This window comes from Paraburkholderia ribeironis (assembly GCF_900019265.1).
GTDB lineage: Bacteria > Pseudomonadota > Gammaproteobacteria > Burkholderiales > Burkholderiaceae > Paraburkholderia > Paraburkholderia ribeironis.
In genome coordinates, this window is record NZ_CYGX02000011.1 from 39,365 (window position 1) to 54,940 (window position 15,576).

General features: G+C 62.0%; 16 protein-coding genes and 2 pseudogenes. 4 read left to right on the top strand and 14 right to left on the bottom strand.

Going from position 1 to position 15,576, the window contains the following annotated elements; translation table 11 throughout:
• The 5 genes from BN2475_RS05715 to BN2475_RS05735 form a co-directional block, all read right to left on the bottom strand.
• Positions 1–885, bottom strand: a complete 885-nt coding sequence (locus BN2475_RS05715) for an ABC transporter permease (protein WP_094778614.1) — start codon at positions 883–885, stop codon at positions 1–3.
• Between the two features lie 35 nt (positions 886–920).
• Positions 921–1,982 (bottom strand): ABC transporter substrate-binding protein, encoded by a 1,062-nt coding sequence (locus BN2475_RS05720; RefSeq protein ID WP_094778596.1) that lies wholly within the window; start codon positions 1,980–1,982, stop codon positions 921–923.
• A gap of 82 nt (positions 1,983–2,064) precedes the next feature.
• Positions 2,065–2,379 (bottom strand): NIPSNAP family protein, encoded by a 315-nt coding sequence (locus BN2475_RS05725; protein ID WP_094778597.1) that lies wholly within the window; start codon positions 2,377–2,379, stop codon positions 2,065–2,067.
• A gap of 35 nt (positions 2,380–2,414) precedes the next feature.
• Positions 2,415–3,887: an aldehyde dehydrogenase gene (locus BN2475_RS05730; protein ID WP_094778598.1), complete on the bottom strand. Its 1,473-nt coding sequence runs from the start codon at positions 3,885–3,887 to the stop codon at positions 2,415–2,417.
• Between the two features lie 43 nt (positions 3,888–3,930).
• The gene (locus tag BN2475_RS05735; RefSeq protein ID WP_094778599.1) at positions 3,931–4,977 is read right to left on the bottom strand and encodes an LLM class flavin-dependent oxidoreductase; all 1,047 of its coding nucleotides are present in this window, start codon (positions 4,975–4,977) and stop codon (positions 3,931–3,933) included.
• Between the two features lie 395 nt (positions 4,978–5,372).
• On the opposite strand from BN2475_RS05735, the gene BN2475_RS05740 reads away from it, so the two are divergent.
• Both BN2475_RS05740 and BN2475_RS05745 read left to right on the top strand, forming a co-directional pair.
• Entirely contained in the window at positions 5,373–5,708 is a 336-nt protein-coding gene (locus BN2475_RS05740; RefSeq protein ID WP_245841155.1) for a hypothetical protein, read from the top strand.
• Positions 5,709–5,761: 53 nt separating this feature from the next.
• Positions 5,762–6,625, top strand: coding sequence for a transposase (locus tag BN2475_RS05745; RefSeq protein WP_245841156.1), 864 nt, complete (start codon positions 5,762–5,764; stop codon positions 6,623–6,625).
• 158 nt (positions 6,626–6,783) lie between these two features.
• Here the strand turns inward: BN2475_RS05745 and BN2475_RS05750 are convergent, their stop codons facing one another.
• From BN2475_RS05750 to BN2475_RS05775, 6 genes are all read right to left on the bottom strand, one after another.
• Positions 6,784–6,993: a hypothetical protein gene (locus BN2475_RS05750; protein WP_094778600.1), complete on the bottom strand. Its 210-nt coding sequence runs from the start codon at positions 6,991–6,993 to the stop codon at positions 6,784–6,786.
• Positions 6,994–7,032: 39 nt separating this feature from the next.
• On the bottom strand, positions 7,033–7,239 hold the full coding sequence (locus BN2475_RS05755; protein ID WP_094778601.1) for a hypothetical protein: 207 nt from the start codon (positions 7,237–7,239) through the stop codon (positions 7,033–7,035).
• Positions 7,240–7,409: 170 nt separating this feature from the next.
• On the bottom strand, positions 7,410–8,042 hold the full coding sequence (locus BN2475_RS05760; protein ID WP_094778602.1) for a response regulator: 633 nt from the start codon (positions 8,040–8,042) through the stop codon (positions 7,410–7,412).
• The gene (locus BN2475_RS05765) at positions 8,035–9,669 is read right to left on the bottom strand and encodes a response regulator (protein WP_094778603.1); all 1,635 of its coding nucleotides are present in this window, start codon (positions 9,667–9,669) and stop codon (positions 8,035–8,037) included. The genes BN2475_RS05760 and BN2475_RS05765 overlap by 8 nt, the downstream gene beginning before the upstream one ends.
• Positions 9,666–11,834, bottom strand: a complete 2,169-nt coding sequence (locus tag BN2475_RS05770; protein WP_094778604.1) for a hybrid sensor histidine kinase/response regulator — start codon at positions 11,832–11,834, stop codon at positions 9,666–9,668. The genes BN2475_RS05765 and BN2475_RS05770 overlap by 4 nt, the downstream gene beginning before the upstream one ends.
• Before the next feature lie 200 nt (positions 11,835–12,034).
• Entirely contained in the window at positions 12,035–12,376 is a 342-nt protein-coding gene (locus BN2475_RS05775) for a hypothetical protein (RefSeq protein ID WP_094778605.1), read from the bottom strand.
• Between the two features lie 398 nt (positions 12,377–12,774).
• On the opposite strand from BN2475_RS05775, the gene BN2475_RS05780 reads away from it, so the two are divergent.
• Positions 12,775–13,662 carry a hypothetical protein gene (locus BN2475_RS05780; protein ID WP_094778606.1) on the top strand — a complete coding sequence of 296 codons (888 nt, stop codon included), beginning with the start codon at positions 12,775–12,777 and terminating at the stop codon, positions 13,660–13,662.
• 60 nt (positions 13,663–13,722) lie between these two features.
• On the opposite strand, the gene BN2475_RS05785 is transcribed toward BN2475_RS05780, so the two are convergent.
• Positions 13,723–14,028, bottom strand: a complete 306-nt coding sequence (locus BN2475_RS05785; RefSeq protein WP_143325735.1) for a hypothetical protein — start codon at positions 14,026–14,028, stop codon at positions 13,723–13,725.
• 2 nt (positions 14,029–14,030) lie between these two features.
• On the opposite strand from BN2475_RS05785, the pseudogene BN2475_RS05790 reads away from it, so the two are divergent.
• A pseudogene (locus BN2475_RS05790) lies at positions 14,031–14,555 on the top strand (porin); the annotation flags it as partial.
• A 304-nt stretch (positions 14,556–14,859) separates the two neighbouring features.
• Here BN2475_RS05790 and BN2475_RS05795 read toward each other — a convergent pair.
• Entirely contained in the window at positions 14,860–15,210 is a 351-nt protein-coding gene (locus BN2475_RS05795; protein ID WP_094778616.1) for a RidA family protein, read from the bottom strand.
• A gap of 35 nt (positions 15,211–15,245) precedes the next feature.
• Positions 15,246–15,576 (bottom strand): annotated as a pseudogene (locus BN2475_RS34980) (NAD(P)/FAD-dependent oxidoreductase); the annotation flags it as partial.

The window sequence follows — 15,576 nt, forward strand, 5'->3', positions numbered from 1 at the left end:
TCATTGGGCTCCAGTAACGTCCCCGGTGCGGCCGGAGAAACGCAATTGCAGGGCGTACAGCGACAGCGTGACGAGCAGCAATACGAACGCAGCCGCACCCGCGAGCCCCCAGTTCAACAACTGCTGGACGAGTTGCGCGATCAGTTCCGCGAGCATCATGTACTCCGGGCCGCCGAGCAGCGCGGGCGTGACGAAATAGCCGAGCGCCATCACGAACACCATCAACGCCCCGCTGGCGATACCGGGCATCGCGAGCGGCACCAGCACGCGCCAGAACGCCTGCCAGCGGCTCGCTCCGCAAATCGCGGCGGCGCGCAGCGTGGTCGGATCGATCGCGCGCAGGGTTGCGTGCAAGGGCATCACGAGAAACGGCAGCATGATGTAGGTCATCCCGATCGTCACGCCGGTCAGGTTATTCACCAGTATCAGCGGCTCGTGGATCACGCCCAGCCCCATCAGCAGACGGTTGATCGGACCGGTCTGTTGCAGCAGCACCATCCACGCGAACGTGCGGGCCAGCAGGTTGGTCCACATCGACAACAGCAGGATCGCGAACACCAGCTTGCTGATCCAGCGCGGCGCGATGGCCAGCAGCCACGCGGTCGGAAAACCGATCACGATCGTCACGACGGTCACCACCGAAGCCACGAAAAACGTGTTGCCGAACACGCGCAGATACGTGCTCGAAGCGAACAGTTGCGCGTAGTTCTGCAGGCCCGGCGCCGGTTCGAGGATGCTGCGCAACAGCAGCGACAACACCGGCAGCAGGAAGAACACGACCAGCAGCAATAGCGCGGGCGCGATCAGCCGCGCCTTGCGCAACGCCGCGGTCGTCTTCGGCGCCACGACCGGCGGCTCCGCGATGGTACTGACTGCATTCGACATGATGACTCCTTCGCTGGGTTGGACCGGCGGCCACGTTACTTCGACTGCCACGCGTACCAGCGCTTCGCGATTTCGTCGCGGTGATCGGCCCAGTACTTCATGTCCAGGTTGATCTGCGTCGCCTTGTACTGATCCGGCTGGGTCTTCGCGACATCGGCCGGCAACAGCGCGGCGGACTTCAGGTTGATCGGCGCGTAGCCGGTTTCCGCGGCGAACTTCGCTTGCGCCTGCGGCCCCGTCGCACTGGCGAGGAACTTCATGGCTTCGGCCTTATGCTTCGAACCCTTCGGCACGACCAGCATGTCGGCGGCGGTCAGGTTCTGGTTCCACGACACGCCGACGTCCACACCCGTCTGCTGCAACGCGTGCAAACGGCCGTTCCAGAACACGCCGATCGGTGCTTCGCCGGACGCCATCAACTGCTGCGACTGCGCGCCGCCGCTCCACCAGACGATCTGGCTCTTGATCGTGTCGAGCTTTTTGAAAGCGCGGTCGAGATCGAGCGGATAGAGCTTGTCCGGCGCGACGCCGTCGGCGAGCAAGGCCACTTCCAGCACGCCGGGCGCGGACCATTTGTAGAACGTGCGCTTGCCGGGGAAGCGTTTGGTGTCGAACAGGTCCGCGTAAGTCGAAGGCGTGCCGTTCTTGTACGTGGCCTTGTTGTAGCCGAGCACGAACGAGTAATAGAAACTGCCCACCGCGCCCGGCGACGTGAAGCGCGGGTCGAGCTGGGCCTTGTTCACCACCGAGTAATCGATCGGCTCGACAAGACCGTCACGCAAGGCCGCATACGCGAAGTCCCCTTCGACGTCGACCACGTCCCACTGCACGTTGCCGCTCTCCACCATCGCCTTCAGCTTGCCGTAGTCGGTCGGGCCGTCCATCAGCACCTGAATGCCGGATGCCTGGGTGAACGGCTGCGCCCAGTCTTTCTGCTGTGCCGACTGGGTGGTACCGCCCCAACTGGCGAACACGATCGGCGCAGTGGCCGCGTGTACCGGCTGGTGGCTCAGCAACGCCGACGCAACCACGATCGTGGCGGTCACTGCGACGGCAATCGCGCGTGCCCGGAAGGGCAAACCAAGCGCTTGCTTCATGACGACTGCTCCTTGAAAAAAGGATACGGCTGGCTTCGAGAGGACGAAGAGTGAAAAAGTGAGTTCGGCTTTCCGACGCTGCCTATTTCAGTGGCGAGAATGCGGCGGGCTTCATGATCTTGCTTTCCATGGTTTCCATCAGCGCCTGGATCTTCGGCACGAAGGCTTGCCATGCGGGATCCGCCGCGAGACGCTGACGACGCGCCTCGCGTTCGTCGAGACTCGGATAGGCCCACATATGCACGATCTGGTTCAGCGGGCCGAGCTCCGAAAAGAAGTAGCCGACCAGTTCGCCCAGATAGCGCTTCTGCAATTCGATGCCCTCTTCCTCGACCAGCTTCAGATACGCAGGCACAGCGCCGGTCTTGATCTTGTACGTGCGGATTTCGTAGTACATGGGACCTCTTGAACAGGTTGCGTGTTATGTGCGGCCTATCGCATCACGAACGGATCGGCGATCGGCTCGTCCGACGTGCGAATCCAGACCGACTTGGTGCGGGTGTACTCGAGCACGGCGTCGAGGCCGCCTTCACGTCCGAGCCCGCTCAGTCCGTAGCCGCCGAACGGCACGATCGGCGATACCGCGCGATACGTGTTGACCCACACGATGCCGGCGCGCAGACGGCGCGTGAGCCGATGCGCAAGCGTCAGGTCGCGGGTGAATACGCCCGACGCGAGACCATATTTCGTGTCGTTGGCGAGGGCGATCGCTTGCGCTTCGGTGTCGAACGTCATCACGCTCAGCACCGGGCCGAACAGTTCCTGCGCGACGCTCGGCACGGTGGACGTCGGACAGTCGACGATGGTGGGTTCGAAGAAGAAGCCTTCGCCGCGTCCTGCGGGACGGCCGCCGCCCGTCAGCAACGTGGCGCCTGCCTGCAGACTGGCGGCCAGCACCGCTTCGATGTGATCGCGCTGCTTGCGGGTCGCGAGCGGCCCCATTTCGGTGTCCACCTCTTGCGGATCGCCGATCCTGATCGCCTGCGCCTTCTCGACGAGCCGCGCGAGCAGACGGTCGCGAATGCCGCGCTGCACGAGCAGCCGCGACCCGGCGACGCAACTCTGTCCGCTCGCCGCGAAGATGCCCGCGATCACCGCGTTGCTGACGCTGTCCACGTTCGCGTCGTCGAACACCAGCACCGGCGATTTGCCGCCGAGTTCCAGCGAGGTCGCCGCGAGGTTGCCCGCCGAATTGCGCACGATCTGGCGTGCCGTTTCCGGACCGCCCGTGAACGCGATCTTCGATACCAACGGATGACTCGTCAGCGCGCGGCCGCAGTCGGCGCCGAACCCCGTCAGGATGTTGACCACGCCCGCCGGAAAGCCGGCTTCGTGGACGAGGCGCGCGAACGCCAGCAACGGCGCAGGCCCCTCTTCCGAGGCCTTCAGCACGATCGTGCAACCCGCGGCGAGCGCCGGCCCGACCTTCACCGCCGACAGGAACAGTTGCGAATTCCACGGCACGATGCCCGCCACCACGCCGACCGGCTCACGTCGCAGGAACACGTCCATGTCGGGCTTGTCGACGGGCAGGCACGCGCCCTGAATCTTGTCCGCGACGCCCGCGTAATATCGGTAGTACTCGGCGACATAGCCGATCTGACTGCGTGTCTCGCGGATGATCTTGCCGGTGTCCGTCGTTTCGAGTTGCGCGAGTTCCTGCGCATTGGCCGCTACCAGATCGGCGAGCCTGTACAGCAGCTTGCCGCGCTGGCTGGCCGTCAGGCCGGCCCACTCGGGCGCGAACAGGGCGCGGTCGGCGGCCTTGACGGCGCGGTCCACATCGTCCGCGCTGGCGGCCGGCATGGTCGCCCATGCGACGCCCGTCGCCGGATCGACACTCTCGAAGGTGGTCGCTGCATCGCTGAATTCACCGTCGATGTAATGCTGGAACGACTTCAACATGGCTTCGGCTCCCGGGTGTGGAACGTCGGTTCGATGGCGGCGCTCAGGCGAGCGCGGCGAACGCGGGCATCACGTCCGAAATGAACAGTTCGAGCGAGCGGCGCTTGCGCTCGAAACTCATGTTGCTGTCGAGCCAGAAGCTGTACTGGTCGAAGCCGAGTTCTTCATACTGTTTGAGCCGATCGATCACCTCGCCCGGCTGGCCGATCACCAGGTTCTTGCGAATCTGCTCCGGTGCGTATTGCGGGAATGACGCAATGTCGGCGTTGCTCAGCGGTTCGATAAAACCCTGCTTGACCGGGCGTTCGTTCTTGAACCACTTGCTGAAATAACAATAGAAACGCGCCAGGTCTGCGACGGCCGCATCGACCTCGGCGGAATCGGCGCCGACAAAGGTGTGCATCAGCATCATGATCTGCGGACGCGGGATGTCCAGGTTCGCCTTGCACGCGCCGTTGAAGCGCTCCATCAGGCTGACGACTTCGCCGTCGCCCGCGGCGAGCGAGGTGACCTGCACGTTGCAGCCGTTGCGCACCGCGAATTCGTGCGAGTTGGGGTCGCGTGCGGCGAGCCACAGTGGCGGATGCGGCTGCTGAATCGGGCGCGGCACCGGCGTGGTCGACGGCCACGACCAGAACTCGCCCTGATGCGCGTAGTCGCCCTTGAAAAGCTGGCGCAGCGCGGGAACCAGTTCGCGCATCCGTGCGCCTGCGCCCATCGCATCGAGCCCCGGCAACATCCGTTCGTATTCGAACGAGTAAGCGCCGCGTGCGATGCCGAGATCCAGCCGCCCGTTGCTCGCGACATCGACCATGCCGGCTTCGCCGGCGAGACGCACGGGATGCCAGAACGGCGCGATCACCGTGCCGGTGCCGAGGCGAATCCTGTCGGTGCGCGCGGCCAGATAGGCAAGATTGACGAACGGGTTCGGCGCGATCGTGAACTCCATCGCGTGATGTTCGCCGATCCAGGCGGTTTCGAAACCGCCCTTTTCCGCAATCTGAACAAGTTCGGTCAACTCGTCGAAGAGTTGCCGATGGGGCGTCGAGGCTTCGTAACGCTCCATGTGGAGGAACAGCGAGAATTTCATGATCGACCTGTCTTCAGAAAGCTGGAGAGTGGGTCCTGCCACGACAGCTCTCCGTCAGGAATGCTGTCGCCTCGTGTCGGCCGCCGATGTGCTGCGGTTGGTATTACGGTATTCCACCGGAGCTCCCAGAGCAAGCATTTCAATATTATGGAATACCATAATATCCGCGCCCACTTAACGTGGCGCCAATCCGTCGCGGCTCCGGGATATGGAAGACCTCGCCAGGGGAGTTGCGTCGGCCAGGAGCCCAGCGCCGACGCTACGCGGCGCGTCAGCGTCAACCGAAAAAAGCTCCACATAAGGATTCCCTGACGCGAAGTTCAGCATGACACCCATTGGTTTTTCTTGATCTCCTGACAGCAGCCCGAAAACTGGTCGCATACGATGAGCGACCGTTGATCGTCTTTTATCCGAGTGTCGCCATGGTTCCCCACCTGTCCGGGAGAGAAAACGAGATCGAGCACATCAACGTGATGTGCTTGCAGCTCTTCGATCGGTGGTGCGAGGCCAGAAGCGTCGTGCCGCTGAGACATCTATTGAGAGGCTGGCCGCTGATGAACAGCGACCCCGAGTCCCTCCGGCGTCTTGGAACCGCGTTGCGCGACCTCAGACGAGAACATCTGCACGATTCCAACGATGCATCGTTTCAGAAAGTCTGCGAGCTATCGGATTGTGTCGAGGAACTGCTGGCTCCAGCGTCCCTCCCGGCATGGGCGACGAGCGGCCGGTAGCGCGTGCGGCGACACCCGAGCCCGCGCAATGCAATGGGTGTGTGGAGGACAGCGTGCATTTCAATGAACTCAGTGACGAAGAGTGGCTGCTGATCGCGCCTGTCCTGGCGGACGCCCCCGCTGCTCAACGGCGGCGTGGCCGGCCGCGTGCACTGGTTCGCATCGTGGCCAACGCCGTGCTGTGGGTACTGACGACCGGCGAATCCTGGTCGATGCTGCCGAGCCGCTATCCGTCGGCGCCGACGTGCCGGCAACGCTTCGAGACGTGGCGTTCGAGCGGTGCTCTTGCGGAGATGTACCGGATTCTGTCGAGCACCGGACGCAAGTTCCGTTGCGGCCCGCAGTTGTTGCTGGGACACCGGCATGTCCCCGCGCACACCATTGCCCGCCGGACCCGCTATGAAGAACTTCGCAAGGTGCTCTGGAAAGACCAGGCATCCTGGCAGAACCCGCATGACGCATGGCAGCCGTCCCATACGGCGGATACGTTCAGGCAAGTCGCGCCGCAGCGGCCTGATTCCGCGCATGCGGCACCTGAGCGCGTCGAATCCCGCGCCCCGGCGCCCCCCCATCAAATTCACCGGACTATCTTGCCGTGGATGGGCCTGCCGTCGAAAGGCCAAACCGGGTCCGATCCGCGCGGCTACGTCATCTACTTTGCCGCAGATCGGCTGGCGAACGGCCAGTTCCGCGGATGGGCCGAGATCGTACGGGACGAACGGCGAGTCGCCCGTTCCGGGCTAATCGGTCCGAGCTTCGAATACTGCGAGACAGCACAGCAATACGCGCTCGAATGGGCGCGGCGATGGATCGACAAGGAAAGCAGTGAATGGATCGACAAGGAAAGCAGTGAAGACAGCGAGGACGCCGACGAAGTGGCAAGCGGCGTTCGGCAACAGAAAGTCCGGTCCGGGTGAGCAAGTCGCCGACGGCGCGTCCGCACGACTGACGCGAAAACAGGCGTGCGCGGGCCAGCGCATCCTCAACGTGCGGATGCGCCGCTGGACTTCGGCGAACGTTTCGGCAACACCCCGTGGAACCTGGTCGACGCGCCCGGCCAGCGCGCGGCCACGGCTCAGTGCACTACACCAAAGATCGCGTTGACGCCCTCGGCAGGCGTGAGCCCCACGTCGAAATAACCTTCCAGTCTCACCGCGGTCGCGTCGTCGAGTATGTAAGGCGGCCGGATGAAGCCGATCGCGAATGCGTGGTCGTACCAATCGCTCAACCACGCCCGCAATGCTGTCTCGTGCGTCGACAGTGTCCCCAGGTTGCCAGCGCTCATCCTCGATCTCCTTCTCTAATCCTGTCCGGCCCCGTCATGTCACGCGACGAGCCGGTCGAAGCCCATCCTGCACAGGTTGTCTTGCGGCGGAAAGACGTGCCAGGTACCGTCGCCGTGCCGGAAGAAGAACAGCCGGATCGGGCCATCCGGCCGCCTGATTTCGACGCATACCCGGCAGGTCGCACCGTCCGGCGACCCATGCATCGTCAGCACATGCACTGGCAGCTCGCCTGCCGTTGCCTGCAATTTCTCCCGCAATCCGCGTAATGAGCTTTCCGTCGCAACCACATCTGCCCCCGCACTTCAGGTTCGCATTTGACTATCGTGGGACAATGGCGAGGATTCTTCAGTCAGCGGCGCCGGATTGTTGATTCGGGAAACGCTGCTTCAGGGCTCAGGATTTCCTTACAGTACGGTCACTCCGTCACTAGACCGTGCCTGATCGCATATCGGATCAGCTCAGCGTTATTGTTGAGGCCGAGCTTCTGCATGAGGCGCATCTTGTGGGTGCTGATGGTCTTGGCACTCAGCGAACATGACTCGGCGATCTCGTTGATGCTCTGACCGGCGGCCAGCATCCGCAATACCTGAAATTCACGGTCGGACAACACCTCGTGCGGTGGCGCGTCGCCGGAATGCGTTTCGAAGACCATCGCATCGACCAGCTTCGGGTCGATGAACCGTCCGCCTGCCGCCAGTTTGCGGATCGCAGCGAGCAGCACGTCCGGATCGCTGTCTTTCGTCACATAACCCGTCGCGCCGGCGCGCAGCGCACGCGACACGACCTGCGCCTCGTTGTGGATACTGAGCACGAGGATCGGCAACGGCGGCTGCTCGGCACGTACGCGCCGGATCAGGTCGACCCCGCTGATGCCGGGCATCGTCATGTCCAACAGTACAAGATCGAATCGCCTCGTGCGCAGCCGATCGAGCACTTCCGAACCTTGCGCGGCCTCGGCGGCGACCACGATATCCGTGGTGGTCGCGATAATCTGTTTCAGGCCGCCACGCACGACAGCGTGATCATCAGCAATCAGTACGTCAATCATCTCTTGCCCAGCCTGTAAGCGGAATGTGAATGGAAATGGCAGTGCCCATGCTGTGCGCACTGTCGATCGTCATCGCCCCGCCAATCAGGCGGGCGCGCTCCTGCATCCCAAGCAGTCCATACGAATAACCGGTACGCGCCACGACCGGATCAAAACCGCAACCGTCGTCGCTCACGTGGAGGTCAAGCGCCGTCGCGGTGCTGGTCAGCGTCACGTCGGCCCGCGTCGCCTGGGCATGGCGGCCGACGTTGGTCAGCGACGCCTGAACGATACGGAATACGGCAGTCGCGCAAGCCTCTGGCAGCGCCGGCTCGCCCCCGTTGATGTGCAACTGGCAAGGCACGCCGCTACGCCGGTTGAAATCTTCGACCAGCCATTCGAGCGCCGACACGATCCCGAAGTTCAGCGCGACCGGCCGCAAGTGATTCGCGACGTTGCGCACCATCCAGATCGTTTTTTCGACGAGTTCGCGCATGTCGTCGGCTTTGCGCATCGCGTCCGGGTCCTTGCCGAGGCGCATTTTCAACAGCGAAACGTCCATCTTCAAGGCCGTCAGCAATTGGCCGAGTTCATCGTGAATTTCCATGGCGATGCGCTTGCGCTCTTCCTCGCGGATCGCTTCCATATAGCCGGACAACTCGCGCAACTGATTGCGCGATTCGAACAGCTCCTGCTCGATACGCTTGCGCGCCGTAATGTCGTTCAGGCCAACGTAGATCGCCGGGGCGTCGCCGAAGGTCGCGACCCGCGCGGTCGCCATGGCCCAGAACGGCGAGCCGTCCGCGCGCCGCAGGTGAACTTCGCGGTTGTTGAAGCTCCCCTCCCTGCGCAGATGCGACACCAGCCGGTCGCGATCCGCGGGGTTCACATAGAAATCGACGATGTTGATCAGCTTGCCGGTGCGCGTTTCGAGGCCGAACAGTTCCCGCAGCGGTTCATTCGCGTACAGGATGACACCTTCGGGCATCGACGTGATGCACAGCGGGCTCGGGCTGGTTTCGACGATCGTGCGAAAGCGCGCTTCGCTCGCCTGCAAGTTCGCTTCGGCCCGGCGGCGCTCATCGACCTGGGCGGACAGCCGCACGTTCGACTCCGCCAACTGTCTCGTACGCTGCTCGACCTTCTGCTCGAGTGCATCGCGCGCACGCGACAATTCGGCCTCCGCCTGCTGGCGTACCGCCACCTCGTTCAGAAGCTGGCGGTTCTGCGCGACGAGCTGCCGGTGCATCACGCGCAGCGCAAGATGGGTCTCGATGCGGGCCATCATTTCGTTGACACGGACTGGCTTCGCCACGTAATCGACGCCGCCTGCCGAAAAGCCCTCGACCATGTCTTCCGCGCCCGTCAACGACGTCATGAAAATCACCGCGATATCGCGGGTGCGCAGATCCGCTTTGAGTCGCCGGCACGTCTCGAAGCCGTCGATACCCGGCATCTTGACGTCAAGCAGGATCAGGTCGGGCTGCGAAAACAGCGCCCGTTCGAGCGCCTCTTCGCCGTCGAGCGCAACGAGTACCCGAAAGCCGCGCTCCGTCAGGCTCTCCACGATCACACCGAAATTCGCCGGCGTGTCGTCGGCTATGAGGATCGTTGGCCGTTCGCCGGCCGCCAGATTGGCATCGTTCATGGCTTGGGCTCGCCATTCAGATGTCGCTCGACCAGATGGAGTATGGCTTTGGACTGATAATCGCGGGCAAGTGCGCAGAGCGGTGTAGTGAACGAGCGATAACGCGAATCGCGCACCGCCATGTTCTCGGCCCAGGCGATGATTTCGTGCATGTCGCCAAGGCGTGCCAGATGATGCAGTTCCTCCATCTGTTGCCGAGGTACGGCTGCAAGGCTGATTTCGGGTGTGGCAGCGCGCTGGGACGGCGGCAGCGACGACGCATAGATCCACTTGAGTCCGAGCAGTGCGGCGATCTGGGCCAGCAGCGCGTCGAGGTCGACCGGTTTAGGCAGAAAGGCGTTTCCTCCTGCTTCGAGGGTCAAGACCTTGTTGGTTCCGCAAGGGCTCGCGGACATGACAATGATCGGGACGTGCGCGAATTCGTGCAATTCACGCAGCTTGCGTGTCAAATCGAGTCCGTTCATTTCAGGCATCACAATGTCGGTGAGAATCAGCGCCGGCTGCTCACGCAGCGCCTTTTCGAAACCCTCGCGACCGTTTTCCGCCTCGACGGTGTCAAAGCCCAGACGACTCAGCAGATGCACTGCAATTGCCCGGTTCACTTCGATGTCGTCGACGACCAGCACCTTCCTGCGCGGCCCCTCGTAGCCCGTCGCCAGGTACGGAATCGGCGCGGCATCCGCCGCCTTGCGCAACCCGGGCAACCCGCTCGCCGGCGGCAGTTCGAACCGGAAACTGCTGCCCTGCCCGATGCGGCTTTCCACCTCGATCTCGCCCCCCATCGCATGCACGAACTGCCGGCTGATGGCCAGACCGAGGCCGGCGCCTCCCGCGCGCCGCTCGGCCGCGCCCAGTTGTTCGAACGGCTCGAAGATCGTATTCAGCTGATCGGAGGCGATGCCAATCCCAGTGTCGCGCACTTCGAAACGAACGCGCCTGGACTCGGACCTCGAGATACGCAGGCTCACGCAACCCGAGTCGGTGAACTTCACCGCGTTCGACAGCAGATTGAGCATCACCTGCCGCAGCCGTCGTTCATCGGCGCGCACTCCGTCGGGCGCATCCTCAGCGATTTCGCAGACGAACTCAAGGCGCTTTTGCTCCGCTTTCACCTCGATAATCTCGCGAATGATATCGACAAACCCGGCCAGCGCTACGTCGCCAATTTCGACGCGCAGCTTGCCCGCTTCGATCCGCGCGAAATCAAGCGTGTCTTCGATCAATGTCAGCAGATGTTCGCCGCTATTGCGAATCGCCGCAACGCGTTCGCGCTGCCGCCCGCTCAGTGTGGCGTCGCGTTCGAGGATCTGGGCGTAGCCAAGAATGCCGTTCAGCGGTGTGCGCAGCTCGTGACTCATGTTGGCGAGGAATTCACCCTTGGCCCGGTTGGCCGCTTCCGCCAGAGCGCGTGCTTCGCGTTCCGCCGCTGCGTCCTGCTCGTCGCGATGCGCGTAGTACAGCCGCGCACCCATCGCATTGAATGCGTTCGCCACACGGTCGAGTTCATCTGGCTGACGCGGTTTGCGGCGCTGGAGACTGAACGGCTGGGGCGCTTCGCGGAAATCGTAGTTCTCCGCCGTGCGCGCGATGGCGGCGACGTGCCGCATCACCAGACGCGACAGGATGTAGACGATGAACAGCGAGACGAGAAAGGTATTGGCAGCCTGAGTGACCAGAATCACCGCGGCGGTTCGCATCAGATCATGGTAAAGGTTGAGGGGCGTCGCCTCGACATAGAGCTTGCCGATCTGCCGCTCTTTGCCCTGCACGTCATAGAGAAGCGGAAACTCGCGGGCGACAACAGGACCGGCGGAGCGCTGACCAGCGCTCAAGTAGACGGACGGCCCGTCTTCCCCCGTCTCGCGAATTTCCACCGCACGGATGTCCGCGAGACGCAGAATGCCGTTCAACTCCAGTTGTAGCTGGTCGCCGTCCAATCGCCAGAGCGCTTCTGCAAGACTATCGCGATTGCTGCGTTCAATGTCCACAAGGCGATTTTCAATCTGCTGCACGCCACGGTGGTAGTCGCGGTAAAGCTGCAACGCGGTCAGCAACACAGTGACCAGGCAACTGACGAGCAGCACGGTCACGAGAAGCCGCCACACAAGGCTGCTCCTGAAGTCGCGGATCAAACTCCACCATGCGTCGAACAGATTGTGCTTCATACATCCCCGCGAGCGCTACGGTTCTAGTTTCGTCTATTCTGCACTCGTTGCCGCTGCGCGGTACTGAACCGCCGGCCGCCGCATCGACAGGATGGCGCCTCAGCATTTGCCCGACCAGGCCCGCCAGTCGCTTTCACTTTTGCTGGGCCGCGCCGGCGCTCGATCTGGATCAAACGCGCCCTCATCGATCTGACGAAAATCTAAATGACGTACTGGAGCGGCCGCACAGACGGCGAATCGCTTACCGCCCGCGGCAAGCAGATCCGCGGATGCTGCAGAATCTCCTCGATACATGAAGCGAGCTCGCCAAGGATCGGCCCGATGCGATCGCTGAGGGCATCGGGATTCGCCTGGCCCAACTCGCGCAATCCTTCCGACAATCGTTTCACGGACGCGTACCCCTTGTCCGGCAATGGCCAGCAGTGCAGCAGGTAGCTAAGCGGTATGACGCTTCTGCGTTCACACCAGATTTCGAACAGGCGCTCACACGCGGTGTTCAGGAATTCAACCGCGACTTCGCGGCTTTCTGAATGACCGTTCATAACGGGCCTGCTGAAATAGACGGTTTCGGTAAATCATCGTACGGAAGCCAATGGCGTTCAACAGTCAGGAAGCCCGGAAAAATACGGCTCAGATCTGCTGAATGTGCCGTCAGGAAATCCTGAATCCAACGCGTGGCGGCTCTACGGGCTTCGCCCCCGCGCGACACGAGCTACGCGAAAGGCAAACCTGTCTGTTTCCCGGAGCGGAGCGTCAACCGATGTTTGACGCGATGCACCGACCTTGTCGGGAACCGCCCGGCGTACACCGCGACTGCGGGATTCCACGATTTGTCAGCGTGGGCAGGACGTGCCAGGATGAACAACGATCAGGGGGAAAGTTTGGACGGACAAGCGCCTATTTGGGCACGCCACTCCTGTGTCGACACAACATTCCGACCATGCATCGCAGGCGCTTTTTACTGGCCTCGCTGGGTGCGGCGGCGCTGGGAGCGGCGGGTACAACGCTTCGCGCACATGCTGCACTTGCCGCCCACTTCGATATCGTCTATCCGCGCATTCGGCCTTCCCGCGACGCGCACGCCGCGTTTGCGCTCGCGGTCCTCGACCTGGCATTGAAAACGGCCAACGCATCTTATACGTTGCGCTCGGCCGACATCGAAATGGAGCGCGCTCGCGCGCTAACCGAATTGTCGGCCCCCAATGGCATGATCAATCTGCATTGGACCAGCATGGAGGCGCAAGCCGAGCGCGGCAGGAACGTGGTGCGCATTCCAATACATCGTGGACTGATTGGCTACCGGGTCTTCGTCATCAGAAAGGAGCGCCAGGCCGATTTCGACAGGGTGGAGCACTTCTCCGATCTGAAAGCATTCATGTGCGGGCAGGGACTTGGATGGATAGACACGAAGATCCTGAAAGCGGCAGGCCTGAATGTCCAGACCTCGACCTATGACACGATGTTCGAGATGACCGAGGGTGGCCGGGTCGACTATTTTCCACGCGGCGTGGTTGAAGCATTTACCGAACTCGATGGCCGCCATCAGCAGGAGCCGGATCTCGTGGTCGAGAACCGGCTCCTGCTGAAGTATCGATCGGATTTCATTTTCTATGTCGCCGCGGGCGAGGAAGCGCTGGCGCAGACGATCGAAAACGGGCTCGTCGCTGCGTATCGCAATGGCGCGTATATGCGACTGTTCAACTCCCATCCATACATTCAGGATGCGCTCGCACGTGCAAAGATCGCATCACGGCTGACCTTCTCGCTCGATAACCCTTTCCTTTCCGAAGCGGACCGCAGCATTCCAGATGAGTACTGGATGAGCTAGCGTCGTCTCCGGCTGTTTTTTTGTCTGGCGGCGAGCGCGGGGCTACGGCCTCCCTCTACATCAATCCCTCTCATCGGGCCAATTGAGCGCAAACAGAGCAGCCCCTGCGGCAATGGCGGCAACAGGGACGCTGGCACCAATGACCATCGCAGCCGTTTTGCCCACCGCGAGCAACTGCCCAGCCGCTGCCGGCCCTACGATCGAGCCGAACCGCCCCACACCGACTGCTGCCCCTACTCCCGTGCCGCGATTGGCAAACGGGTAGCGCGTGGCCGCGAGCACATAAAGAACTGATTGCGCGCCCACTACACTGATACCAGACAGGGTTACGCAAATCGACAACAAGTGCATGTTGGCCGATTGCATCCGGCGGCGTCGCCGGCTCGTTTGGGTCCAACTCTGCGATGAACTTTGGCCTGAACTACGCAGCGGGTCTGTTCGGACTCGGAGCAGCCTACACACAGAAGAAATATCCGGGGTCCTCGAATGGTTCGCCGCAAATCCCCATCTGGAACTGGGGCGTTGGAGCACACTACGTTCTCGGACCCGTCTACACCGTGGCTGATTTCGTGACCGTGCGCAATTCGTTTTCGGGCGCTGCGGCGTACGCCGCACAGGTCGCCGCGAGTTGGCAGATCACGCCTGCCTGGTCCTTCGGTGCGAGCTATATGTATATGAAGGGCAACGACGTTCTCGACAACAATCACGCCAACCAGATTGGCGCAACGTTGAACTATTCGTTGTCGAAGCGAACGATGGTGTACGCCCAAGGCGTCTACCAACGCGCGAACTCAGGCGTCCAGGCGGCAATCAACGGCATCATGGATCCAACAGGATCCTCGAGCAGCGCTTCACAAGCCATCGCGCGAATCGGCCTGCGCACTGCCTTCTAACGCCTCACGGCTTTTCCTTGACCGGCCCCACAGATCGGGGCCGGTCGGCCCTATCGAGGCAGTCATAATTTCGCAGTATACGTGGCTATTGCCACACCCTCGCACGTTCCGAAATGCCGTGCCTGGTAAGAGAAGTAGCCGCACATATATTTAGTTTTCCAAACTATAAACCAGTTGGCGCCAACTAATTACTCGGCTTTCCATCATTGCAGCCCGCAAAGTCACCAATCCGCCGTGCCGTGTCCAAAGTGCAAACTGCCTCGATCGCCGCACAGCGCGGCGACAACCAGCGAGATATATGAATCTAGACAGCAGCCACGATCACGACCTCGATCAATTTCTCCCGCTGCGCCAAGGTCGCCCCTACAGTAGCGCGGGGTGGCGTCTGCCCAGGCATCACCCATGCGTCCCACACTTCGTTCATCGCAGCGGCCTGTGACATGTCAGACAGGAAGATCTGACATGAGAGGATGCGGGATTTGTCCGATCCATGTTCCGCAAGCAGCGCATCTATCGACGCCAACACCTGACGCGTCTGACCGGCCATATCCTGAGTGATGTCTTCGGGCACCTGACCTGCAAGATAGATTGTTCCCTGATGGACCGCGACCTCAGACAGACGCTTGCCTACATGGCTACGCTTGATTTCAGGCATCTTCATTCCTCTGGAGTGACGTTGGCAATGGAAAATCAGCGCTCAGGTCCGGCGAGTGCGGCCTGATACCTGATCGACGAAACGACGCCAATGCGCCTGATAGGCTCTGGAGGCAGCCAGCCAGGGCCCTCCAGACTGAGCGCATCTGACAGTTGCGAGGACTGGGCACCCATGGCCATCTCCCCCAACAACTTGCCGTATGTCGTACCTTTCAGCACGCCCGCGCCATTGCAACCGAGCGATGCGAACAGGCCAGGGCGCAGTTCTCCAAAGAACGTGGCGCCGTTGCGAGTCAGCGCCGTCTGAGGTTGACCCGGTTCGACGGATAGATTTGCAGTTGAGTCTAGTGCGGGGTGGCACCTCCCG